23 protein-coding genes are annotated in these 24,962 nt (G+C 39.5%); 11 read left to right on the top strand and 12 right to left on the bottom strand.

The genetic code is table 11. From position 1 onward, the window contains the following. Positions 1-20 precede the first annotated feature (20 nt). On the top strand, positions 21-1,196 hold the full coding sequence (locus I6F48_RS14520; RefSeq protein WP_007375956.1) for a mandelate racemase/muconate lactonizing enzyme family protein: 1,176 nt from the start codon (positions 21-23) through the stop codon (positions 1,194-1,196). A 95-nt stretch (positions 1,197-1,291) separates the two neighbouring features. Here I6F48_RS14520 and I6F48_RS14515 read toward each other — a convergent pair whose 3' ends face one another. The 8 genes from I6F48_RS14515 to I6F48_RS14480 form a co-directional block, all read right to left on the bottom strand. Beyond that, complete coding sequence (locus I6F48_RS14515) at positions 1,292-1,663, bottom strand: hypothetical protein (protein ID WP_165727109.1); 372 nt, start codon at positions 1,661-1,663, stop codon at positions 1,292-1,294. Positions 1,664-1,712: 49 nt separating this feature from the next. Continuing rightward, positions 1,713-2,552, bottom strand: a complete 840-nt coding sequence (locus I6F48_RS14510; RefSeq protein WP_197119714.1) for an amidohydrolase family protein — start codon at positions 2,550-2,552, stop codon at positions 1,713-1,715. A 24-nt stretch (positions 2,553-2,576) separates the two neighbouring features. Beyond that, complete coding sequence (locus I6F48_RS14505) at positions 2,577-3,305, bottom strand: SDR family NAD(P)-dependent oxidoreductase (RefSeq protein ID WP_007586438.1); 729 nt, start codon at positions 3,303-3,305, stop codon at positions 2,577-2,579. 21 nt (positions 3,306-3,326) lie between these two features. Then, entirely contained in the window at positions 3,327-3,815 is a 489-nt protein-coding gene (locus tag I6F48_RS14500) for an FKBP-type peptidyl-prolyl cis-trans isomerase (RefSeq protein WP_197119713.1), read from the bottom strand. Positions 3,816-3,881: 66 nt separating this feature from the next. Next, positions 3,882-5,351 (bottom strand): LysM peptidoglycan-binding domain-containing protein, encoded by a 1,470-nt coding sequence (locus I6F48_RS14495; protein WP_197119712.1) that lies wholly within the window; start codon positions 5,349-5,351, stop codon positions 3,882-3,884. Between the two features lie 55 nt (positions 5,352-5,406). Beyond that, positions 5,407-6,429: an MBL fold metallo-hydrolase gene (locus I6F48_RS14490; protein ID WP_197119711.1), complete on the bottom strand. Its 1,023-nt coding sequence runs from the start codon at positions 6,427-6,429 to the stop codon at positions 5,407-5,409. Positions 6,430-6,492: 63 nt separating this feature from the next. Continuing rightward, positions 6,493-6,798 (bottom strand): cell division protein ZapA, encoded by a 306-nt coding sequence (locus I6F48_RS14485; protein ID WP_007586447.1) that lies wholly within the window; start codon positions 6,796-6,798, stop codon positions 6,493-6,495. Next, positions 6,798-7,028 carry a hypothetical protein gene (locus I6F48_RS14480; RefSeq protein ID WP_007586448.1) on the bottom strand — a complete coding sequence of 77 codons (231 nt, stop codon included), beginning with the start codon at positions 7,026-7,028 and terminating at the stop codon, positions 6,798-6,800. The genes I6F48_RS14485 and I6F48_RS14480 overlap by 1 nt, the downstream gene beginning before the upstream one ends. A 238-nt stretch (positions 7,029-7,266) precedes the next feature. On the opposite strand from I6F48_RS14480, the gene I6F48_RS14475 reads away from it, so the two are divergent. Then, positions 7,267-8,106, top strand: coding sequence for a 23S rRNA (adenine(2030)-N(6))-methyltransferase RlmJ (locus I6F48_RS14475; RefSeq protein ID WP_121953748.1), 840 nt, complete (start codon positions 7,267-7,269; stop codon positions 8,104-8,106). A gap of 107 nt (positions 8,107-8,213) precedes the next feature. Here I6F48_RS14475 and I6F48_RS14470 read toward each other — a convergent pair whose 3' ends face one another. The 3 genes from I6F48_RS14470 to I6F48_RS14460 form a co-directional block, all read right to left on the bottom strand. Continuing rightward, positions 8,214-9,032 carry an META domain-containing protein gene (locus tag I6F48_RS14470; protein WP_101164326.1) on the bottom strand — a complete coding sequence of 273 codons (819 nt, stop codon included), beginning with the start codon at positions 9,030-9,032 and terminating at the stop codon, positions 8,214-8,216. A gap of 121 nt (positions 9,033-9,153) precedes the next feature. Further along, on the bottom strand, positions 9,154-9,720 hold the full coding sequence (locus I6F48_RS14465) for a PhnA domain-containing protein (protein ID WP_007586451.1): 567 nt from the start codon (positions 9,718-9,720) through the stop codon (positions 9,154-9,156). Between the two features lie 78 nt (positions 9,721-9,798). Continuing rightward, positions 9,799-10,548 carry a substrate-binding periplasmic protein gene (locus I6F48_RS14460; RefSeq protein WP_197119710.1) on the bottom strand — a complete coding sequence of 250 codons (750 nt, stop codon included), beginning with the start codon at positions 10,546-10,548 and terminating at the stop codon, positions 9,799-9,801. Between the two features lie 150 nt (positions 10,549-10,698). Between I6F48_RS14460 and I6F48_RS14455 the strand changes: the two genes are divergently transcribed. From I6F48_RS14455 to I6F48_RS14425, 7 genes are all read left to right on the top strand, one after another. Then, the gene (locus I6F48_RS14455; protein WP_197119709.1) at positions 10,699-11,964 is read left to right on the top strand and encodes an EAL and HDOD domain-containing protein; all 1,266 of its coding nucleotides are present in this window, start codon (positions 10,699-10,701) and stop codon (positions 11,962-11,964) included. Positions 11,965-11,966: 2 nt separating this feature from the next. After that, on the top strand, positions 11,967-12,581 hold the full coding sequence (locus tag I6F48_RS14450) for a paraquat-inducible protein A (protein WP_010554372.1): 615 nt from the start codon (positions 11,967-11,969) through the stop codon (positions 12,579-12,581). 94 nt (positions 12,582-12,675) lie between these two features. Then, positions 12,676-13,038 (top strand): hypothetical protein, encoded by a 363-nt coding sequence (locus I6F48_RS14445; RefSeq protein WP_231615241.1) that lies wholly within the window; start codon positions 12,676-12,678, stop codon positions 13,036-13,038. A 258-nt stretch (positions 13,039-13,296) separates the two neighbouring features. Continuing rightward, positions 13,297-14,664, top strand: coding sequence for a TolC family protein (locus I6F48_RS14440; protein WP_197119708.1), 1,368 nt, complete (start codon positions 13,297-13,299; stop codon positions 14,662-14,664). Next, positions 14,654-16,201 (top strand): efflux RND transporter periplasmic adaptor subunit, encoded by a 1,548-nt coding sequence (locus tag I6F48_RS14435; RefSeq protein ID WP_197119707.1) that lies wholly within the window; start codon positions 14,654-14,656, stop codon positions 16,199-16,201. The genes I6F48_RS14440 and I6F48_RS14435 overlap by 11 nt, the downstream gene beginning before the upstream one ends. Positions 16,202-16,209: 8 nt before the next feature. Next, positions 16,210-19,329, top strand: coding sequence for an efflux RND transporter permease subunit (locus tag I6F48_RS14430; protein ID WP_197119706.1), 3,120 nt, complete (start codon positions 16,210-16,212; stop codon positions 19,327-19,329). A 200-nt stretch (positions 19,330-19,529) separates the two neighbouring features. Further along, on the top strand, positions 19,530-19,985 hold the full coding sequence (locus I6F48_RS14425) for a hypothetical protein (RefSeq protein WP_007586459.1): 456 nt from the start codon (positions 19,530-19,532) through the stop codon (positions 19,983-19,985). Positions 19,986-20,161: 176 nt separating this feature from the next. Here the strand turns inward: I6F48_RS14425 and I6F48_RS14420 are convergent, their stop codons facing one another. Further along, the gene (locus I6F48_RS14420) at positions 20,162-20,668 is read right to left on the bottom strand and encodes a glycine cleavage system protein R (protein WP_197119705.1); all 507 of its coding nucleotides are present in this window, start codon (positions 20,666-20,668) and stop codon (positions 20,162-20,164) included. A 380-nt stretch (positions 20,669-21,048) separates the two neighbouring features. Between I6F48_RS14420 and I6F48_RS14415 the strand changes: the two genes are divergently transcribed. Both I6F48_RS14415 and pstA read left to right on the top strand, forming a co-directional pair. Continuing rightward, positions 21,049-23,283 carry an ABC transporter permease subunit gene (locus I6F48_RS14415; RefSeq protein WP_165727118.1) on the top strand — a complete coding sequence of 745 codons (2,235 nt, stop codon included), beginning with the start codon at positions 21,049-21,051 and terminating at the stop codon, positions 23,281-23,283. Between the two features lie 15 nt (positions 23,284-23,298). After that, positions 23,299-24,948, top strand: coding sequence for a phosphate ABC transporter permease PstA (gene pstA / locus I6F48_RS14410; protein ID WP_007586463.1), 1,650 nt, complete (start codon positions 23,299-23,301; stop codon positions 24,946-24,948). The last annotated feature ends 14 nt before the right edge of the window (positions 24,949-24,962 follow it).

Here is a 24,962-nt window from a genome sequence, read left to right as displayed (position 1 = left end):
GCGGTTAATAAGGAATTTTAATGAAAGTAAATCGCGTTGAAGTATTTGATATTCACTGTCCTGATAGACCTTCTTGGACGCCTGTGTTTGTACGTATTCATACTGATGAAGGCATTAGTGGTGTTGGCGAAGCAGGCCTTGCTTACGATTTAGGCCATAGTGCTGCTGCTGCAATGATTAAAGAAATGGCCGATGCCTTTTTAATTGGTCACGACCCATTTCAAACAGAAAAATTATGGTCACGTATGCTACGTGAGAGCTTTTGGGGCTTAGGCGGCGGACCTGTTGTATACGCAGCCATGAGTGCTATAGATACCGCGCTTTGGGATATTAAAGGTAAAGCGCTTGGTTTGCCTGTATACCAATTACTGGGTGGTAAAGTTAACGATAAATTACGCACCTACGCATCGCAATTACAGTTTGACTGGGATAGCGAATTTAAAGCGCTAGTACAGCCGCAAGAATATGCAGAAGCGGCTTTAAAGGCGATGGCCGAAGGTTACGATGCAGTAAAAGTAGATCCAATTCAGTACGATAAAGACGGCAATACTTATTACGACCGTACAAAAATAATCTCACGTACTGAAATGAAGCTATACCGTGCGCGTATGCAAGCTATTCGCGAAGCAGTAGGCGACGAAGTAGATATTATTTTTGAATGCCACAGTTTACCGGGTGTTACAACCGCCATTCAGTTGGGTGAAATTGCAGAAGAATTTGACTGTATGTACTTTGAAGAGCCAGTTAACTATTTAAACCATTCATTACATGCAAAAGTAGCAGATAAAGTTAATGTGCCAATTGCTGGTGGTGAACGTTTGTATAATCGCTGGGGTGTGCGCCCGTACTTAGAAGATCAAAGTATTGATGTTCTACAACCTGATATTGGTTTATGTGGTGGTTTTACCGAAACCAAAAAAGTGTGTGATTACGCTGATATTTTTGATGTGCGTATTCAAGCTCACGTATGTGGCGGGCCTGTTGCAACGGCAGCATCACTGCACTTAGAAACGGCTATCCCTAACTTTTTGATTCATGAGCACCATACTTATGCGATTAAAAAGTGGAACCGCGAGTTATGTTTACAAGACCCACAGCCTAAAAATGGTTTCTTTGAAGTATCAGAAGAGCCTGGGTTAGGTATTGAATTAAACGATGAGATTGTTATGCGTTCTCAACGCGTAGAAATAAAATAATAGCCTTTTAACCTAACTTTAGGTTATACATTAAAAAGCCGGTAAGTGATTAGTCACTTACCGGCTTTTACTCGTTTGGGGGGAGGTAAAGCTTGTTATAACTCGTTGATTTTACATTCCACGTCTTTAAGTTCAATAGTTGCTTTACTATCAAGGTGGCGTATATAGCATTGCTTGCCTTTAATCATCAATTCAAACTGATCGGGTGTATTGCGACTTTGCGTGTCGATAATATTATTACCATCTACATTGCTAAGGGTTACTGTGCTGCTGGTAGTAAATACATCATCAGCTAATTGAGTCTCTTGCATATGTACAAGTGTTTTAATTGCTTTGCTAACCGCTGTTTTATTTGGCTTTGCCAGTAGAGCATGTTGCAGCTTAGGTGTCGGGTCTGGATTTTGAGATATGCAGCCATTGAGAAAAAGCGCTGAAAATACAACGATTAGTAAAAAGTACATTTTCATAAATTGGCCGTATTATCATAAAAAGAGAGTTTAATATAACTAGTTTTACTTACACTTGGTAGTAGTGCTTAGCGTTTGCATAGCTAAGGTCATGCCATGTCTTATCGTTTGAGCATAGCGCCTTATGGCAGTGCCATAGGTTGTTGTAGCTTGTATTTATTTGGCACACAGGGAAGTTGCTAGCAAACATAATACGCTGCTGGCCAAAGTGATTAAAAAGAAAATTAAAACACGCGGCTTGTTGCTCACTGGTGAGCCTAAGTAATTCAAAACCAGAGAATTTAATTGCTATGTTGTCATGCTGAGCAAGTAACTCAACACCTTGTCGCCAATCATTTAAATTACTTGGCAACCCTGCATGATTAATTATAATTTGAAGCTGCGGTAGCTGCTTAGCGTAGTAAGCCACTCGTTTGGTTATTTCGCTATTTTCAATATCAAACTGAGCTTCAAAATGCAGTTGGGTATCTGATAATATTGTTAGGTTTTTAAAACTATTAGCATCTAATAAACGCTTTGCGTCAGTACCTTCGGTTATATCTCTAATGCCACACAAACTCAGATGGGCTAAAGCTTCTAACGAGTTTATAAACTCATCAGCCGATGAGTCAATTTGGTTGTAGCTAATGGCTTTAAATGGAATACCTTTTAAATGCGAGTCTAGCCAGTTTAGCTCGTTAATAGGGGAGGTGTTATCGAATCCGGCTTCTATATGAACAAGCCCTACTAGCTCAAAGTCAGTACTTTTAACAAGTTGCTGTGCACTTACTGGTTGTTTAATTTTTTCTAGGTTAGGCCACGCTGGTGGGTTAGCACCTTGTAGCCATGAGTATTGACCTTCTACTAAATTAAAAAAGTGTACGTGTGGGTCAATAATTTTTAGGCTCATTGCAGATTACTCATTGGGCAGTATTCATTGCGCTGTGTAACCACCATCAATACTTTGTAGGCTGCCAGTAATAAAGCTGGCATCGTCGCTTGCTAAAAAGCTCACAAGGGCGGCAACCTCGTCGGCTTGACCTAATCGGTTAAGCGGTTGCAGACTTGCTTCCTCGGCAACTATTTCAGCTTTGTTTGCGCCACTTTTTGCGCAGTACGCATCTATCGCGTTATGAAATAGCGGGGTTTCTATTGTGCCAGGGCATACCGCATTTGCTCTAATATTAAAACCCGCGTAATCAAGCGCTGTTGTTTTAGCCATTGAGGCAAGGGCATGTTTTGTTAGGTTATACGCAAAAGAGTTTTGCTTACCTATAATTGCCTGATCGGAAGCGACTAATATAATAGCACCGCCATTTTGCGCTTTCATGCTTGGCAATACGCTTTGTATTGCGGCATAAGCGCCTTTAACATTAAGCGCAAAAAGTGCATCGAGAGTTTGCTCGTCGGTGCTTTCTATATTTGCGCTTAAGTGTTTTCCAGCATTAGAAACAAGTACATCAATACGTTTGCTTTGTTCACAGATAGCGTTGATACAGCTTTTTACCGCCGATACATCACTTACATCACACTGATGAAATATACCGATTTCGCTCAGCTCTATATCAAGGTTATGTACTTCATAGCCATTATTTAGCAAACGCTTTACTACGGCTAAGCCAATACCTTTTGTACCACCTGTAACTACTGCAACTTTAGACATACTTACTTCCTTTATTGCTAACTAGTGAGAGTGACCACAGCCGCCTTCAGCGTGCACGTGTCCGTGAGAAACTTCTTCACTTGTCGCTTCGCGTACTGATATAACTTCAACGTCAAACGTTAGCGTTTTACCAGCAAATGGGTGGTTTAAATCACAATCAGCGTTAAAACGACCAACCTTAACAATAGTAACCTGATGACGACCTTGGTTAGAGCTAACCATTGCTGTCATACCAGGTTTCCATACTTTAACATCACCTTGTAGATGCTTAAGCGGGATACGCTGAATTAAGTCATCAACACGCTCGCCGTATGATTCACTTGGCTCTAGAGTTACACTAAATTTTTCGCCAGCTTCTTTGCCTTCAAGTGCTTTTTTTAAACCAGGAAGCATGCCTTCGCTGCCATGAATGTAAGTAAGTGGCGCTTCGTTTGTGCTACTTTCAATTTGCTCGCCCGCTTCGCTAAGGGTGTAATGAAATTCAACTGCTGAATTTTTGCTAATTTGCATGCTTGTCTCTTCAAATAATAACTATGTTAGGGCGCAATTTTACGCGAAATATACTTGTTTATAAACTTAACGTGGCTGATTTAGTGTTTTTTGTAAATTTAGCAGAAAATCTTTTTTTGTTGGGGCTGCTTTTTGCTTTTCAGCTTGTGGTATAAACAGTACTAATTGAGTGCCAGGCTTTAAAATACTTGATGCAGAGAGTTTGTTCCATTTTGCCAAGTCGCTATGAGGTACATCGTAAAGCTGACTTATACTCCAAAGGCTATCGCCCGACTTAACTTCGTAATCTATTTCAATGGTGGGAATCGCAATCTCTTGGTGTTCTAAATAAGGGCTGATTTTGTAATCAACAGTTAATGTGCTTGGCAGGGTTTTAGGTTGTCCAACTAATAACTTTTCTCCAACGCCTATTAAATTATTATTTTTGTTATTAAGTTGTTTTAAAGCTTTTACCGACATACTAAAACGTCCAGCAATACCGTAAAGCGTGTCGTTTTGTTTAACGATGTACTCTCCAGCAAAGTTTGATTTAAAAAACTGACTTTTTAATAAAGCCTCCTGTCCTATAGGAAGCAGTAAAGTATGCGGCCCGTTAGGTGAGCTTTGATTTTTTAAATATCCCTGATTAATCGCGTGTAACTGCTTTGAACCTATACCAGAGAGCTTAGCTATGACTGAAAAGTCGAACTGCTGGCCTATATTCATCTGTGTTGTAAATGGCTTATATGCAAGCTTTGGGCGTTTAATGCCCTTTTGTGGATGCTTAACTAAATAGCTTAAAGCGAGTAACTTGGGTACGTAGTCGGCGGTTTCTTTTGGCAGACTGAGTGACCAGTAATCGGTGCTTTTACCGCGTTTTTTGTTTTTTTCGATTGCGCGTTTAACGCGGCCCTCACCGCTGTTATAAGCAGCCAAAGCATGTAGCCAATTACCATCAAAGCGTTTATGTAAGTAGCTTAAGTAATCAAGTGCTGCATCGGTTGAAGCAAGTACGTCTTGGCGCCCGTCATACCATTGGTCTGACTTAACTCCAAAGTGATGCGCTGTTGCGCCAACTAACTGCCAAACACCAACAGCTTGCTGTGATGAGGCTATCGTTGGTCTAAAATCGCTTTCTACAAATGGTAGTAAAGCGAGCTCCATAGGTAGTTGCTTTTGCTCAATTTTTTTTACGATATGATACAGGTAAGGCGCTGCGCGTTTACTCACAGTTTGTAAGTAGTTAGGTTGCTTTGCGTACCAGCTGATACGCTTTTTTAACGCGCGATTTTGATAAACCGTAAAGTGTAGATTGTTGGCTATATGCACCCACAGATCGGTGGTTTTTGGTGGGCGCTTTTTTACGATTGTTTTTTTGAATTGAAGTGGCGTAACGTGCTCACTAACTTGGGGCGTTTGAGCTACTTCCTCGTCAATATCATAAGTATAGTCAGGCTCAAAATGAGTAAATATTTGTGGAGCTTCTTGTGGTTCTTGCTCCGTTGATTGACAACCAAATAACAAAATACCCAAACAACATAAAACCAAACTGCGCATAGTGATCACTTTTGTAAATTCCTTTTATTATTTTAACACAATCCGTTGTGTTGAGTTATTCTGCGCTTTTTGCGCGATTTAGGCCAGCTTGTAAAAAGAAGTTACTCGATTTTATATTAAGCGCTTCTTGTTTATAAGGCTCAATAACTGATTCAGGAAACGATAGCATTAACTGCTCAATACTTTGATCTTTATTGTTTTTAACGTGCTCTATTATGGCTGTTAAAAATGATAGAGGCTGTTTTAGCTGCTCTTTTGTTAATGTGCCGCCGTGCCCAGGTAAAATAATAGTGAGCTTTTCGTCGTTAATATATTGCTTAAGCAACGTTTGCCAACTTTTAAGTTCACCGTGTCCAGGGTAAGGAAGCCAGTCAACGATATCGCCACCAATCAGCACACTGCCATTATTAGTAGTAATAGTTAAATCACCGTTAGTATGGGCTTGCTGCGGCTCAATGGTTATCTCAAAACCACCAAGGTCGATAGTTTTATGATTATCGATTATTATTTTTGGTTCGCCAAGTTGATATTCTTGCCAGCGAAAAAGTCGTTTTTTTGCAAGCTCTAACTTATTTCGCCATTTAGCTTGCTCTTCTTTGGGCACATTCGCTAATCGTTGGTAGCTCAGCTCAATGCTCTTTTCATACGTGTCTAGCTTGTCGGTATATGCTGTTTGATAAAGGTTAAAATTTTTATTTACCTGCTGATGAACAATGAGCTTGGCATCAGGATAAAAATTTTGCATAACCGCCATACCTAGCAAGTGATCGTCATGGTAGTGGGTAGCCACTAAATAGCATAAAGGTGTTTTAAGGCGTTTCTTTAAATCTTCAGCAAGTTGTTCAACTGCGGCAAAATTGGCGCTCGTATCAACAAGTAGGGCACATTTTTCGCCTTCAATTAATACTTGGTTAGAGTCGTAAAAGCGAAGCTTGTCTTGTTGCTTTAAAAACTGAATATGAGGGTTTATTGTATTCCAAGTGACGGCAGCATAGGTGCTAGGTACTATTGATAATAAAGTGCATGCTAATAGTAAGTGCTTACATGAAGAGGCTATGTTTGAAAGTTTTAACTTCATTTATTATCTCTACGCTGGTGCTTAATTACTTTAATAATAAACAAAAAGCGCAGTATGCGCTTTTTATTTTTGGTGTTTAGGGTCATTTGCCAAATGCTGACTGAGTTTATCAATCATTTGGTCTTGATGCTGTTGCTCAACTGTAGCCTGTGTTTTTGCTTCTAGCAATTCGTGGCTTAAGTTTAATGCTGCCATTAGTAGGGCTTTTTGATCGTTTCTAACGGTTGAGCGTTGCTTCATTTGCTCAACTAAGTCATTTAGATTTTTAGCTGCTGCTATTAATGCATCTTCCTGCCCTTCAGGGCAAGCAAATTGCTGCTCTTTACCTAGCAACTCAACAGTGACCCGCTGGTTTTGCAGCTCAGACATTAGCTAGCCTGTTGTGCGCTTTGTAACTTATCAAGAAGACCAGATAAAGTAGTGCTGGCATCTTTTTGCTTTTCTTCATTTTCTAAAGCTTCAAGTTGTAGCAATTCGTTGTCATCGCTTAGTTTAGTGTTCTGTTCTTTTAAAGTAACAACATCTGTTTGTAATTGGTTATTACGTTCGATTAAAGAATCGATCAGTTGTTCGAGTTGTTGAAGAGTAGTGTTATTCATAAAGGCGCTCATATAACTGTAATTAATGTCATGCAAATGTAAAGCAAAGTGTGTTGATTTGCCAGCATTTACGGTGGTTTTAGCTGATTTTTCTTTTGCGTTAAGGGATAATTCAGCATATGGGCTTTTTCATTCAGAAATGGTTCACTTAAACACTCTCTTATCTTGGTGTAAGTTGCCAAAGCCTAGTGCTTATGGTTCACTTACGACATTAAATTGCGTATGGCGAAAATAAATAATGCTTAGTTACAGACACTCATTTCATGCGGGTAATCCTGCCGATGTACTTAAACACTTAGTACTGGCACAAGTGCTAAATTATCAAACAATTAAAGATAAACCGCTTGATTATATAGACACACATTCAGGTGCTGGCTTTTTTGAACTTGCAGCTGCCGATGCGCAAAAAACGCAAGAGTATCAAGATGGTATTGAAAAACTTTGGCATCATAAAAGTGAGCATGCTGAGCTTAATGAATACATTGAATTAATTAAGTCATTTAACGACACTGACGAACTTGCGTTTTATCCAGGTTCACCAAAAATTGCAGAGCACTACTTACGCCGCCAAGATAAGGGTTGGTTTTTTGAACTGCACCCGCGCGATTTATTATTACTTGAAGAAAACATGCAAGGTAAGCGATCTATTCGTGTACGTGGAGAGGATGGTTTTGCAGGTTTAGTTGGTTTGTTACCACCAGCATCTCGCAGAGCGTGTGTATTAATTGATCCTCCATACGAAATTAAAGATGACTACGAAACGGTTGTAAAAACCTTAGTTAAAGCTCATCAGCGTTTTGCTACAGGTACTTACATGATTTGGTATCCGGTAGTAGACAGAGAGCGTATTGATAATATGGAGCAGGGCTTAATTGATTCAGGAATGCGCAACATTCAGTTATTTGAATTAGGCACTGAAGCCGATACTGATGTACACGGTATGACAGCATCGGGCATGATTGTAATTAATCCTCCATGGAAGCTAAAGCAAACAATGGATGCAATAATGCCTGAGCTTGTTGGTTTGTTAAGTGAGCCAAGTGGTTTTTACCGAAGTGAACAACTCGTTGATGAGTAATTTTAAATAGCGCTTATAACGAATAATAAAATGCCCAGCTTTGCTGGGCATTTTATTTAAAATCAATACGAATGTGTTAGGTAATATTTATATAAGGGAGCTAAATATTAATTAAAATAAACCGCACTAAAAGTAGCAAGTGTATTACCGCGACTGTTTTTAAGTTTTAGTGATTCACCTGTTATTTCCCACTTTGAAGTTTTGCTAAGTACGTCAGACATAGCTGCTTCTTGGCTCATATTATCCGAGCACATCTTTTTTGTACTTGCTAGCTGACTAAGTGTAATTGTTTGCTGCTCGGTGCTATAGCTTCCGCTAAAATTATTACAGCCTAAAAAGCCATTAACGCGGTGGTCTTTATTGAACTGAATGAATGGTTCTTTAGTTGTAACATTCACAGTTTGAGCATTTATTGTTATTGCTTTCCAGTAAGTATTTGTGAGTGTTACATCGGGTTTTTGAGTCGACACTTTTGAAAGCTCAATTTTATAGGGGGTAGTTAACTGTGATTCTGCAAACGGGTCATGATTTGTTGTACTTGTGTAAAGCACTTTGTCTTTATTTATAATTCTGGCGCTTAGGCTATAGCGATGTTTATCGCTAATTTTGCTGGCATCATAAATTAGCTCAACGGTAAATGGCGGGGCTTGGGTTACATCAATCACTTCTTGTGTGATTATATCGGCTTTTACATCCATTTTAGATACATTGGAAAGCGTAACTATTAATTGCGAGCCAGGGCGAAGCATACTGCGATCTTTGTAGCTAGCTTGGATAGTTAGGCTGGTTATTGCTTCTGCAATTTCTGTGTTTTCAGTCGATTTAGTTTGCTCACCGCAGCCAGTTACTGCAAAAGCGCTAAGCGCCAATAAGCCAATCCCTGCAACTGCCTTTTTACGCGAAGATACTGCTTGATGCTTTTCCATGTTGGTTATCCTTACTCAATATCATGTCCTTAGTGTATTACCTAGTTACTTAATCATTCCTTAACTTATTTTAAACATAAAAAAAGGCGCATTAGCGCCTTTAATAATTAAAAACAAACGATTATTTTTTAACAAACTTAGTTAAAATAACAATGCGCTGGCCGTCAACTCGCCCTTCAATATGTTCAGGGTTGCTGGTTAGGCCAATATTACGAACAGCTGTTCCACGTTTAGCGGTAAGGCTACTGCCTTTAACGTCTAAGTCTTTAATTAGGGTAACAGTATCGCCTGCTTGAAGTACTACACCGTTGCTATCTACATGCTTTAAATCGTCATCTTCGGCAAGTGCTTTTTTAGCCCAGGTTAGCGTGTCTTCTTCAAGGTAAATCATGTCTAGCGCATCTTGTGCCCAGCCATTATCAGGCGCTAAACGCGAAAGCATTCTGTAAGCTACAACTTGTACTGCAGGAGTTTGGCTCCACATGCTATCGTTTAAACAGTGCCAATGTGTAGGCGTTATTTCGCTGTTATTCTCGATTTGATCTTTACATGTTTGACATGTGTAAATACATTTATCTGAGTGGGTTTCAGTTACCGGTGGTACTTCATAAACAGATAAGTTCTCGGTGGCTGCACACAATTCACATTGATTATTACTACGTTCGATTAAGGCTTTTTCAATACTCATGGGGCTCTTTCTGATTCTGGTCGAGTTAACATTTGCTGCTATTATACTCCAAAACACGAGCTCTGCGCCATTAGTCCCTTAATTTTGTGTGGGTATATTACTCATATACTTATCTTCAATACTTTTTATATATCCTTGAGCGTGAAGGTTTTTAATTGCTAGGTTTATTTGGGGCAATAACCCTTTATGTTTGCTCAATAAACGAATTCTCAAAAAACCATGGGAATGCTGTGCGCCAAAGGCAATGTTTATCCCTAACTGCTTTGCCCAATAGAGCGCAGTTAACTTACCTACTAGTGCTGCTTCTACACGGTTTCTTGATAGAGCGGTCATAAGTTCTTTCTCGGATGGAAAGTCAACACGCTCAAAGGTGTTATCGTTAAAGTAATAGTAACCTAGTACTGTTCCTATATATTTGCCCTTTAAGCTATCAGCGCTTTGCCAGTTCCGGGCATTTTGAGGCAAGGTAACAATCATTTCTGTGGCATAAATAAGGGGCTCTGAAAAAACATAACGAGAGTCATTTCTCTCATCCTTTGGAAGCCATTCTAATGAAATAACATCAAAATCGATTATTTCATCTTGTAAATATTTGGTAATACGCTTTGTGGGTAGGTCGATATGAGAAGCTGCAATATTTGCATCATCGAGTGCTTTTTCAATAATTTCGGGTAATACACCAGGCTTTTCTGGATCATTTGTATAATATGGATAATGACTACCTGACGCGCTAACATTGTATTTGAGGGGAGTAGGGTTAATGCTGGCATAGCTAAAAAATACAAATAGCAGAGGGCTCAGTACTAATAACCGAATAAAGTTAGCCAAATCTCCACCTTTTATATTAATATTTTTATATTAGTGTTGTGTAATTTTAACATTTTTGCAATGACGACTATGTTTATCTTATGCGAGTTGCATTAAAGTACACATATTATTGGCTGTTTTGCCATCTCTTATTTATAGGTTTAGAGCCAAGTGAAATTAAATAACATACCTGATGAGGTACAAAAAATAACTCAGTTTGTCGCGCGGCAACCTATTTTTGATATAGACCAGAATGTTTTCTCGTACGAACTGCTTTATCGAGACTCAGCCAACAATGCGTTTCCTGTGGGCACTTCTGATGTGCATGCGACAAGCCGCCTGTTTTTTAATGCATTAATGTTGGTAGGTTTAGATAGACTTACCGCGCATCATTTAGCTTTTATAAACTTGTCATCAGAAACTATTCTCGATAACTTTCCCAAACTTTTATTGCCAGAAAATAGTGTTATTGAAATAGTAGAGCGCACGGGTAATATTCCTGCGGTTGCTGAGCGTGTGCAAGAACTTAAAAAAGAAGGGTATGTTTTTGCACTTGATGATTACGATGGCGATCCAAAATGGGAGCCACTATTAGCACATGTTGATTACATAAAAATTGAGATAGATGATCCGGTTATTAAAACCAATATGCGCATTAAAAAAATAAAACGCGCAAATCCACATGCAAAAATAATTGTTGAACGAATAGAGACGCATGAACAATTTAATATATTAAAATTGGCAGGCTGTGATTTATTTCAGGGGTTCTTTTTTTCTCGCCCAGAAATGATTACGTATAAAGGTGTAGAGCCTTCAAAGTTAACTGTTTTTGATCTATTGCGTTTTACAGCAAAACAAAAACTTTGCTTTAAAGAAGTTCACCAACGTGTGGCCAGAGATGTCGCTATAACAGCCAGGGTTTTAAAGCTGGCTAACGCGCGTTCAGGCAAAGCAAATTTAGTTATTACTTCTATTTCACAAGCGGTTATTTATTTAGGTGAAGACACAATAAGACAATTTGTTCGCGTATTAGCAATTAGTGAGTTGGGGGTCGAAAAACCAACCGAATTAACTAAGCTTGCTTTAACTCGGGCACAATTTATGTCGCTTATTTTAGATCAAAATAATAAAGAACTGACTGAGCAAGGCTATCTAGTGGGTTTGTTTTCTGTGCTTGATGCCATTTTAGATGGCGATTTAAAAGACATAGTTAAAGAGTTTACTTTAGATGCTGCAATATCTGATGCGTTACTACTTGAAAAAGGCACTTTAGGTGAGTGTTTATCGCTAATAAAAGAGTTTGAAGTAGATAATATTGATAAGGCGATGGTTCAACTAGCTAAAATAAATCCCGAACAACATGTTGGGCATATATTTAATTTTTTACTGGATGCTGTTTTATACAGTGACGACATTATTGAGGCAATAGCAGAATAAATATGCGTAATTGGTTGTCGGTTATAAGTGTAGTGGTTGCTCTTTGTTTATTGTTTCCTGGTATTACAAAACCAGTATTAACAATAGAGGGCAACATAGATAAATCAAAACTAGCGCAAGCGGGTATTGAAATGCTGGCTGAAGAGGGTGATGGTCGAACTCGCAGTATGCTAATGATGTTCTCGAACATGCTAGGGCTTGATAAGTTAGAAGGTGAGATTAGCGCCTATAACAAAACACAAAGTATTTTAGGCACAGTTAAAGAGCTTGCTAGCAATAATAATTTATTTGTAGCCGCTTTAGTGGGGTTGTTTTCTATTGTTATTCCAAGCTTAAAGCTATTATTACAATTGCTTTATTGTTGCCTACCTTTGAATGGGTTTAAGCAAAAGCTCGGTCTGGTTATTTGTGCATTAAGTAAGTGGAGCATGGTTGATGTATTTGTTATTGCATTAATAGTGACTTACTTAGCAGGTAACGCCCATGGTAAAAGTGGTGAGCTACTTGTTATGAATGCACAATTTGGTGAAGGGTTTTGGTATTTTAGCGCATATTGTATATTTGCAATTATCGCGAGTAACTTAATTAAAACACCTGATAAACCGCAGTCTACATAATTAAAGTATTTGTGGTTGCCGTTAGGTTGCCTTACAATCATTTTAAAGTTTATTAAAAGGCATAATGTTGCAACGTTTTTACTCTAGTTTACTCATGATAACTTTACTGCTCACTTTTGTGGGTCAGGCAGTTGCGTCTGTAGCTATGGTATGCGAAATGCCACATATGCCAACTAAAACAGCAATGCATGCCCAAATGCCAATGACACAAAGTAGTGATGCAACAGCTGTCGATAGCATGTCTGAAAATATGATGCAGATGGATTGTTGCGACGACGAAAGTACGCCACAAAATGACTGTAAATGCCCTATGAGTGGCTGCGCTGCTAACTCAATGCTTAATGTTGATACTTTATTTAGCGTTACTTTACTTGAATCTGAAAAAGTAAATGTACGTGTATTTACTACACAAATTAATATACCTCGTTCACTCTATCGCCCTCCTATGTCTGCTTAATAGCAGGATAGGTGTAATATCAATTTTATTGAAAACATGCTCATTCTAGCGAGTTAAATAACTCTCTAACTGCGTTAAAAATTACTTATATAAAGCAACTATACTGCGTAATTTTTTCCTTTTTATAGAGCTATTTCCCTACCGCAATAATAGATCATTAATTCAATGCAATTGATATAAAAGGTTTTTGTAAAACTCCTAAACACCTTTTTTGCTTCCTAATTTAAGATTTTCTTTTATTTTTAGATGGAGCAGGTGATGAACCACGCTGTAAGTATTAAAGTCGTATTATGTAGTGTTGTGTTATTTAGCACAGCTGTTAATGCGCAAAATAACCTAAATACCGAAATGCTAAAGCAAACTAGTAATGAGCAAACGCTTAGCTTAACGCAAGCGCTTAATTATGCGCTAACGCATGAGCCATGGCTAAAAGCGAGTGGCTACCAAGAAGATGCAGCAATAGCGCAAAGCATTGCCGCAGGCACCTTACCCGATCCTGTTTTAACGGTTGGCTTACTCAACTTACCTACTAACGGTTATGCGTTTGACCAAGAAGGGATGACGCAGCTTAAAGTTGATTTGAGCCAAAAGTTTAGCCGAGGGAATAGTTTAGCGCTTAAACAAAAAGCATTAGCACAGTCTGCTCAACAATACCCTTGGCAGCGTGCCGATCGCTTAGCACAAGTAAAAGCAATTGTGATTGAGTCGTGGTTAAACGCGTATCGTGCTCAGCGAAGTATTGCTTTAATTGAGCAAGATAAAGGGCTATTTACTCAACTTATTGACATTACCGAAGCAAGCTACGCAAGCACCTTAGGTAAAACACGTCAGCAAGATATTATTCGTGCGCAATTAGAGCTCACCCGTCTTGAAGATAAGCTGGTTATGCTTGAGCAGCAATTTGAAAGTGCTAAAAACCGTTTAGCACAGTGGTTACCTATGAATATGCTTATGCAGCCTTTAAATACTGAGTTTACTAAAACCGCAGGGCTGGTTGATTTTGCGAGCCTTGAATTTGATGAGCTAATACAGTTGCTTATGGTGCATCCCGCAATTATTGCGATAGATAAAACCGTAACGGCAAAGCAAACCGAAGTTGCACTCGCTAAGCAAAGCTACAAACCTCAGGTGGGCGTTAATGTGGGTTATGGTTACCGAGATGATACCCCGATGGGTGAGTCGCGAGCTGATTTACTCTCTGTAGGGTTTAGTATTGATTTGCCATTGTTTACTGATAACAGACAAGATCAACAGGTTAAATCGGCTATTGCTAGTGCAGAAGCTACTAAAACACAAAAGCTGGTGGCGCTTCAAAAACTCAAAGGCATGTACTTTAAGGAGTTTAGCCAACTCGCTCGTTTGCAAAAACGCGATGCGCTTTATCAAAATACGTTATTACCGCAAATGTCAGAGCAATCTCAGGCAACACTAAATGCTTATACACGCGACGACGGGGATTTTTCTGACGTGATGCGCGCGCGCATTAGTGAACTTAACGCCAAAATTGATGCGCTTAATATTCAAGTAGATCAACATATTATTACCGCCCGCCTTAATTATTATGCAAGTAGCTTAGACCCCCAAGTAATGAGCGAGCAAACTGGAGAATTACACAATGAATACTAATTTAAAGTTACTTGTTGCCGCCTTAGTTGGCGCAGGCGCCTTTGGGTTAATAGGCGGCTTAGTAATGCAGTTTTTACCTAGCAACTCGGCAATGAATGAACAACAAAGCGCTGACAAACAGCCCTTATATTGGGTAGCCCCGATGGATAGTAATTACAGGCGTGACGCGCCAGGGCTTTCGCCAATGGGAATGGATTTAGTACCTGTGTATGAAAACGCTAGCAACGCTCAGGATGGACCAGGTGCTGTAACTATTTCGCCTGCAGTAGTTAATAACTTTGGTGTAAGAACTGCCAAAGTGCAGCTTAAAACACTTCACAGCGATATAAATACTGTGGGTTATGTGCAATATAACCAAGACCAACTTATTCACATTCATCCGCGTGTAGAAGGCTGGATTGAAAGTTTATATGTTAAAGCACAAGGCGCAGAAGTTAAAGCCGGTGAGCCTTTATATACATTGTATTCACCACAATTGGTGAACGCACAGGAAGAGCTTTTATTGGCAGTTAATCGTAATAATACCGTGTTAATTCGCGCTGCAAAGGCGCGTTTAGAGTCGTTAAATGTGTCTGATGGATTTATCGAGCGCTTACAAAAAAATAAAAAGATAATGCAAAATATTACTTTTTACGCAAAGCAAAGTGGTGTGGTAGATGAGCTAACAGTACGAGAGGGCTTTTACGTTAAACCAGGCACATCAATGATGAGTATTGCCCAGCTTGATGAAATTTGGGTAGAGGCGGAAGTGTTCGAGCGCCAATCAGAACAAGTGAGTGTTGGGTTGCCCGTTACAATGACGCTTGATTACTTAAAAGGTCAAAAGTGGGAAGGTAAGGTTGATTATATTTACCCCGCGCTTGATGCTAAAAACCGGACTCTGCGTGTAAGGCTTAGGTTTGAAAATGTAGATCATCGGTTAAAACCAAATATGTTTGCACAAGTGAGCATTCACGCTAAAGCGAGTAAGGCGCAATTTACAGTCCCTAAAGAAGCGGTAATCCGCACGCAGCATCAAAACCGTGTGGTTATTGCATTAGGTGAGGGGCGTTTTAAATCGGTAGAAGTTGAAGTTGGGCAAATTAATAGTAATGAAGCGGTCATTTTGTCAGGTGTAATGACAGGTGACACGGTAGTTACTTCAGCGCAATTTTTAATAGACTCTGAATCGAGTAAAAGCTCCGACTTTAAACGAATGGAAATGCCTAGTTCTAGTATTAGCTCAGGTATGAGTTCTGTTTCAGGCTCGAATATGAACATGGATATGCAGCCACAAAACGCCACGATTAACGGCACTATTAATGCCATAGATACACAAAATCGCATTATTAATATTAGCCGAGAAGCCATTGAAAAATGGAATCGAGAACCCGCCACAATGGACTTTGTATTAGCGCCAGATATTGATATTAGTCAGTTTGAAAATGCCCAGTATATTAATTTTACTTTTAGCATTATTAACGATGAATTTGTAATTACTAAAGCGCAAAACGCAGAGCCGATTGATCATTCTACTATGCAACATAGTTCTCACTAGGAGCCATTATGATAACTGCCATTATTCGCTGGTCTGTTAGCAATCGCTTTTTTGTGTTGTTGCTTACATTAATTTTACTGGGTGGAGGATTGTTTGCGGTAAAAAATACTCCCGTGGATGCCTTGCCTGACTTATCTGATGTTCAGGTCATTATAAAAACCACTTATCCGGGGCAAGCGCCGCAAGTAGTGCAAGACCAAGTTACATTTCCGCTCACCACAGCAATGCTTTCTGTGCCGGGTGCGCAAACTGTAAGGGGTTTTTCGTTTTTTGGAGACTCGTACGTTTACGTTATTTTTGACGAAAAAACCGATTTGTATTGGGCGCGTAGCCGAGTACAAGAATACCTAAGCCAAGTAGCGAGTAGATTACCCGATAGCGCTACGCCAGAGCTTGGCCCTGATGCAACCGGCGTAGGTTGGATTTATTTATACGCACTCGTTGATAAAACAAATAAACACGATATTAGTCAGCTACGAAGCTTACAAGATTGGTTTTTAAAGTTTGAGCTACAAACTGTGCCCGGTGTATCTGAAGTGGCTGCTGTTGGTGGCATGGTTAAGCAATACCAAGTCAATGTAGAGCCCGATAAATTACGCGCATATGGTATTCCGCTTAGCCTCATTCAAACCGCTATTCAACAAGGCAACCAAGAGATGGGCGCCTCAGTAGTTGAAATGGCTGAAGCAGAATACATGGTAACAAGCACCGGCTACATTAAGAGTGTTGCCGACTTGGAAGCCATTCCGCTTGGCGTAAACGCTAATGGTACTGCGCTGCAATTGCGTGATGTAGCTGATATTCGAGTTGGACCGCAAATGCGCCGTGGTGTAGCAGAGCTAAATGGCGAAGGTGAGGTAACCGGCGGCATTGTTATTATGCGCTATGGCGAAAATGCACAAAAAACCATTGAGCTCGTAAAAGCAAAATTAGAATCGCTTAAAAAGGGATTGCCAGAGGGTGTTGAAATAGTCCCTGTGTACGATCGCTCCAACTTAATAAATAACGCGGTAGATAATTTAACAAGTAAGCTAATTGAAGAGCTTATTGTAGTTGCCTTAGTGTGTGTGGTGTTTTTGTTTCATGTGCGCTCATCGCTGGTGGCGATTATTACGTTACCGCTTGGGATTTTAACGGCATTTATAATTATGTATTGGCAGGGGATTAACGCCAATATTATGTCTTTAGGAGGAATTGCAATAGCCATAGGGGCAATGACTGACGGTGCTATCGTCATGATTGAAAATATGCATAAACATATGGAAAAAACGCCCCTTACCAACGAAAACCGCTGGGAAGTTGTGGCTAAATCGGCGAGTGAAGTGGGTCCTGCATTATTTTTTAGTTTATTAATTATTACCGTCAGCTTTATGCCGGTATTTATTTTAGAAGCGCAAGAAGGACGTATGTTTGCGCCACTGGCTTACACTAAAACCTATGCTATGGCAGCGTCTGCTGGGCTTGCGATTACCTTAGTGCCGGTATTGATGGGTTACTTTATTAGAGGTAAAGTTATTTCGGAGCAAAAAAATCCAGTTAACCGATTACTCGTCGCAGCGTATCGACCACTACTTAACTGGGTGCTTAAATTTCCAAAAATGACATTGGTACTCGCGGTGGTTGTTTCTGTTATTGGCTTTTATCCAGTAAACAAAATAGGCAGTGAATTTATTCCGCCACTTGATGAGGGCGACTTAATGTATATGCCCACAACGTATCCTGGTTTATCGGTAGGTAAAGCGCGCGAAATACTACAGCAAACCGACAAATTAATTGCCACAGTACCCGAGGTTAAAACAGTATTTGGTAAAGTTGGGCGAGCAGAAACTGCAACAGATCCTGCGCCGCTTACAATGATAGAGACGTTTATTCAGTTAAAACCAAAAGACGAATGGCGCGAGGGTATGACTCTTGAAAAACTTAAAAAAGAACTCGACGGTTTGGTTAAGTTTCCGGGGCTAACTAATGCGTGGGTAATGCCAATTAAAACACGCATTGATATGCTCGCAACCGGTATTAAAACTCCCGTGGGCATTAAAGTTGCGGGACCAAAGTTGAGTGAAATTCAAAAAATTGGTCAGCAAATAGAAGTGCTATTAAAAGATGTGCAAGGCACCGCATCGGTTTACTCAGAGCGAGTAGCCGGTGGACGTTATATAAAAGTAGATATAAATCGTGAAAAAGCCGCGCGTTATAGCTTAAACATTAGCGACGTACAGCAAGTTGTATCTACTGCAATAGGTGGTACAAACGTAACACAAACGGTAGAAGGGCAAGAGCGTTATCCTGTTAATTTACGTTATCCGCAAGCATACAGAGACTCGCCAGAAGAGTTAATGCTGTTACCTATTGTAACTCCTACAGGGCAGCGTATAGCACTTGGTGATGTAGCCGATGTATTTATTGAAGATGGACCGCCTGGTATAAAAAGCGAAAATGCACGTTTAAACGGTTGGAGTTTTATTGATATAGATGGCGTTGATATTGGTACTTACGTTGAGCACGCTCAGCAAGTGCTCGATAAAGACCTAATACTACCTGCTGGCTACTCAATTACGTGGGCTGGGCAGTATGAATACATGCAGCGCGCTAAAGAAAAACTGACTTATGTATTACCACTTACATTAGCGATTATTATTGTATTGCTTTACCTTAATTTTAGAAGCTTTGCTGAGGTCACTATTATTATGGCTACGTTGCCACTGGCAATGATTGGTGGCGTATGGCTAATGTATTTAGAGGGCTTTAACTTTTCAGTTGCAGTAGGTGTAGGCTTTATTGCCTTAGCCGGTGTTGCGGTAGAAATAGGGGTCATTATGTTGGTGTATTTAAACCAAGCCTATCAAGAAAAGTGCCTCGAAGCAGAGCAAGCCGGAAAACCGCTTAGCTTAGTGCAATTACAGCAAGCTATCATTGAAGGAGCAGGGCTTCGAGTACGCCCGGTTATGATGACTGTCGCGACAATTATTATCGGTTTATTACCTGTACTTTATGGCACGGGCACCGGAAGCGAAGTAATGAGCCGAATAGCAGCGCCTATGGTTGGCGGTATGGGCAGTGCAATTGTACTCACCTTACTTGTTATTCCTGCGGTTTACCTACTATGGCGCAAACAAGGACTTAAATAATATAAAACAACAAGACTATAGAGCAATGCTGTTACTACCCATGCATTGCTCTATAAAAATTACCTATAATTTGTAAGTTGTTCTATTAAATAGCTAGTTATTACTAATATTTAAATTAACTAACTGTTTTTAAATAGCTTTTTAATTGGCACGCTTTACGCAGTGTATTACCTATACAGTCAACTAAGTAAGGAATGCACATGCAAGTTAAAACAATTAAAGAGGTATACGATTGGACCGTTTTGTTTCATACACAAATGGCGGCTAATTTTTATAGCGTAAAGGATTTACTTGATGAACATAATGCAATGCTGGTGGACTACTACCTAAATTACGAAAAAAAACTCGCCGAAGATTTAGTCGGGTTTAAAGCGATAACCGAAATAAATACGCTCGATACGTACAGTTATGAATACTTTGCTAAAAATCCTGAGCTAATTACTTTTGAAGACATTAGTAAAGATCAGCAATTCGATGAAGAAGTCATTCAAGGGTATTTAGCACAGCAACATCAAAAAGTGATTGAGTTATATGAATACTTACTTGAACGCGCCGAAACCGAAAGTGGGCAAGAAAAGCTTCAACAAATACTAGAGCTTGAAAAGCAAGGTATAAAGCAAATGATGCAAAGTACTAATCGTCATATGGATATGTAGCTTTATAAAAGAGCGGGATTACTGAGTTTATCTCGCTCTTATTAGCTTTAAGGTGATTATTTAAAATAGCTGATGCTTGCATCGGCTTATTTTATGTCTGCGTTAAATAATCTGCAGAGCATTTTGATGGACTAAAATGGTATGCGTGTCAGTTGTATGGCACGCATAAATGGAGGTTAAACTTCTTCCGTATCTACAATCAAATCACTTGTAATTGATTCCAATGCTTCAATAACTTCGTCTTTATCCATACCATTTGGCAGAGTAACGGTAGCAACAGCGCTAAAAATAGGCACTCCCCAATTAGGTGCGCTTTGTTGTCTTGAATTTAAGTGAGTAATATTAGCGCCTTTATGACGTATTACACTTGCCAGTTCTTGAACAATACCAGGACGGTCGTTACCTGTTATAACTAGATTAATTTGCTCTAGTGTTGATGGTTCAATCTCTGTGCTTCCGGTTTCAATACGAACGTCTAATTTAGGTAACTTATTTAAAGCACTTTGTAATGATTGAAAATGCTCCTCAGCAACTTCAAGTTGAATAATACCTGCAAAATGACCTAATAAATGGCTTAAGTTACTACTAAGCCAGTTGCCATGATTTTGTAATACGACTGATGAGATGCTCTCTACTAAACCAGGGCGATCTTTCCCTAAAATAGTTATAACCAACTGCTTCATAAATAATTCTCTTTTTAAGCCCAAAGAAAGTAAATGCATAGGCATTAAGTATGTTGTCTAATTTAAATTGTGTGTTGTTGCACTTTTTATAAATCTTTGATTATAAATTAAAAAAATGAATATAGTTGTGTTGACTATACGCAGTATTAATAGTCATTATTATTTACTAAGTACTCTTTTAGTATTGACCTCGATAAATACTTTGTCCAATTATTTTATAATTTAGTTCACTTATAAATCACCTATTTGAAGCTAATTTAGACTTTTCCCTCGTTAGTTTTATTTAAAGCTGTTTTAGAGTGCTTATTATTACTGCTGTAACATTACTGTCATCTTGATGAAATATAATTTATGCAACGTTAAGATTTAAGGGTGTTTTGATGACTTCAAATCCGAATAAGCCGACTTTTAATACGGATCGAAGCCGTCTATTTAAAGATCGGTTTGCCAAGTTTGGCATAACCGCAGGTGGGATAATGGTATTGGTAGCACTGCTATTAATATTCTTTTACCTTCTTTATGTAGTACAGCCAATTTTTGAATCAGCAAAAGTAGAAAAACGCGATAGCTTTCATGTTGCTAATTCACAGCAAATAGCAGGCTTAGGTGTAGAAGAGCAAACTGAAGTTGCTTATTTACTCAGTCAGCAAGGTCAGGTTGATTTTTACAGTGTGCAAGATGGCAGCTTTGGTAAAAAGCTTAAAACATTAAACGCAGAGCTACCAAGTGATGCAACAAGCTTTGCAACAAGCGCGCCTTTTCAAGGGCATTATGCGTTTGGTTTAGAAGATGGCACCGTAATGGTTGTTGCACCTAAATTTTTAGTTACCTTTCCAAATAACGAGCGTAAATTAACACCTCGCTTAGGTTTTCCTCTAGGGGAAATGGCTTTAGAAGTAGATGAACAAGGTGCAGCTATTAAACGCTTTGCATTTAGTCACTATGAAGACAAAACAGCGGTTGTAGCTCTTACAGAAGATAAGCGTGTATTATTTAGCAGCTTTATTGCTGAAGAGAATATGTTTACCGGTGAAGTAGAGTGGGTTGTTGAGCGTACAGAACTTGATGTTAATGGACGTGTAGACGAATTATTAATGTCGCCAGATACAACACGTACTTTTGTACGTTCTGCTAATCAAGTGTATGTATACGATACGCGTGACCCAAGTGATGTAGAGCAAATTCAGTTGCTTTCGGCTAACGAAGAAAATGCAAATATTGTATCTGCACAACTGCTAGCGGGCGCAAACTCACTCATGCTTGCTAATGATAACGGTGAGGTTTCGCAGTGGTTTGAAGTAAACACTGACACAGGCCGTGAATATCAAAAAATTCGCTCATTTGAAACAACTAAGCAAAGTAAATTAAATGTATTTACTGAGTTTTACCGTCGTACTTTTTTTACTACCGGCAATAATGGTGAGCTAGGCGTGTACTACACAACCAGCGAAGCAAAACTTTGGCAGGGGAAAGTAAGTGAAGGCGCAATAGAAAACTTTGCAATTGCACCACGTTCAAATGCTGCGTTAATTTTAGCGGATAATAAGCTAACAGTATTAGACATTCATAACGAGCACCCAGAAGTTACGTGGTCAGCACTTTGGCAAGAAGTGTGGTACGAAGGTTACCCAGAGCCAGGTTATATTTGGCAGTCAACATCAGCCAGTGACGACTTTGAATCTAAGTTTTCACTTGTGCCAATTTCGTTCGGTACATTAAAAGCAGCACTTTATGCGATGTTGTTTGCTGTACCAATCGCGCTTTCGGCGGCTATTTACACGGCATACTTTATGTCGAGCAAATTACGTAAAGTGGTTAAGCCTACCGTTGAAATAATGGAAGCATTACCAACCGTTATTTTAGGTTTTTTAGCGGGTCTTTGGTTAGCCCCATTAATAGAAGAGCACTTACCTGCCATTGTTGGGTTACTCATATTATTACCTTTAGGTATGTTAGCGACAGGTTTAGCCTGGACTAAATTACCAACAAAAATACGCCATAGAATTCCTGATGGTTCGCATTCAATCATCCTTATTCCGGTCGTTTTACTTATTGGTTGGTTTTCGTTTGCTATGAGCGAATTTGTTGAACTTTGGATGTTTGACGGCAATGTACGTCAGTACTTAACAAATGAGCTAGGTATGACATTCGATCAACGTAACTCGCTTGTTGTAGGTATTGCGATGGGTTTTGCGGTTATTCCTACTATATTCTCAATTGCAGAAGACGCGGTATTTAGTGTTCCAAAGCATTTATCAAATGGCTCATTAGCATTAGGTGCGACGCAGTGGCAAACACTAATACGTGTTGTATTACTAACAGCAAGTCCAGGTATTTTCTCTGCGGTAATGATGGGACTTGGCCGAGCAGTTGGTGAAACCATGATTGTACTTATGGCAACCGGTAATACACCGATTATGGATTGGAGCATTTTCCAAGGTATGCGTACGCTTGCAGCAAATATTGCAGTTGAAATGCCAGAGTCAGAAGTAGGTAGTTCGCACTATAGAATATTATTCTTAGCAGCCTTTGTATTATTCATATTCACATTCATTTTTAACACAGTCGCTGAGTTTGTTCGCCAGCAACTGCGTGAAAAATACAGCTCAATGTAAGCGGAGAGACATGACATGGTAAAGCAGTGGTTTAAGTCTGGTTCTCCTTGGATTTGGATGACCGGTGGTGCAGTGAGCATCAGTTTGATTTCAGTTTTAGGCTTATTGGCAATGATAGCCTGGAAAGGGTTAAGCTTTTTCTGGCCTTCAGAAGTTGTACAGTTTGAACTTGAAGGGTCGATTGCAAAGCAAACCGTTATTGGCGAAGTTTACGATCGTGAATTAGTACCAAAAACGCGTTTAGCCGCGACAGGTATTGATGTTAGCGGGTTTGAAAAAGAAGAAATAGAGCGCTTACTTATTAAAACAGGTAACCGCGAATATGTAGATTTAGATTTTCGTTGGATATTAGAAACCGACATAACAAATAAAACAGCACCAGCGGCGCTTGCAGTATTTGAGCGTAGTAAAAACGGTAACTTTTATGGTTATGTGCAAAACGTTATTAAAGACGGTCAACCGGTTAATGGCGATAAAATAGAAGCGCTACATGAGCTTGTAGAGCGTGCGGTTGATTTAAATGACGAAGCACTTGATTTGCAAAATGGTGACATTGGGCATATTAACTACGCACTTGAACGCTTACGTTTAAAAGAAAAAGGCTACTTACTTGATAACGCTCTCACTGATGAGCGTGTTGCTGAGCTTGCTCAAGCACGTGCTGAATTACGTGCAGAGTATGGTGTACTTGAAAAAGATTTATTTGCACTACGCAAACAAGCTAAACGTGACCACGTAACTGTAAAAGATATGCGCGGTGAAGTTGTTACAATTCCTATGTATCAAGTACTTGATGTTTGGTTTCCAAACGATATGGGCTTTTTTGCAAAGCTAGGCCACTACTTTGTGCAACTAGGTAAGTTTGTATCCGATGATCCACGTGAAGCAAATACAGAAGGCGGTGTTTTCCCTGCTATATTTGGTACTGTATTTATGGTTATGCTGATGGCTGTAATTGTGACGCCGTTTGGCGTTGTTGCTGCAATTTACTTACACGAGTACGCCGCAAAAAATGCAATCACTAAAATGATTCGTATCGCAGTGATTAACTTGGCCGGTGTTCCTTCAATTGTATACGGTGTATTTGGCCTCGGCTTTTTTGTATACATGTTAGGTGGTAGCTTAGACCAATTATTTTATCCAGAATCGTCGCCAACGCCAGTATTTGGTACGCCAGGTGTAATGTGGTCGGCATTAACGCTCGCTATACTAACGCTGCCAGTTGTTATTGTATCGACTGAAGAAGGTTTATCTCGTATTCCAAGTACCGTACGTGATGGTTCACTAGCGCTTGGCGCAACAAAAGTTGAAACGTTATGGCGCATAATTATTCCAATGGCAAGCCCTGCAATTATGACAGGTTTAATACTGGCAGTTGCGCGTGCTGCAGGTGAAGTTGCACCGTTAATGCTAGTAGGCGTTGTAAAAATGGCTCCTACATTACCACTTGATGGCAACTTCCCATATTTTCACTTAGATAGAAAGTTCATGCACTTAGGCTTTCATATATACGATGTTGGCTTCCAAAGCCCTAATGTTGAAGCGGCACGCCCGCTGGTATACGCAACGGCCTTTTTATTGGTGTCGGTGATTATTACCCTAAACATAACGGCCATTGGTATACGTAACCATTTACGTGAAAAGTACAGATCGCTTGAACACTAATTAGTAAAGATTTT

It is taken from the genome of Pseudoalteromonas sp. SWYJ118 (assembly GCF_015864505.1).
Lineage (GTDB): Bacteria > Pseudomonadota > Gammaproteobacteria > Enterobacterales > Alteromonadaceae > Pseudoalteromonas > Pseudoalteromonas arctica.
The sequence above is the reverse complement of the archived record's forward strand: the minus strand, read 5'-3'. Positions and strand labels throughout refer to the sequence as shown.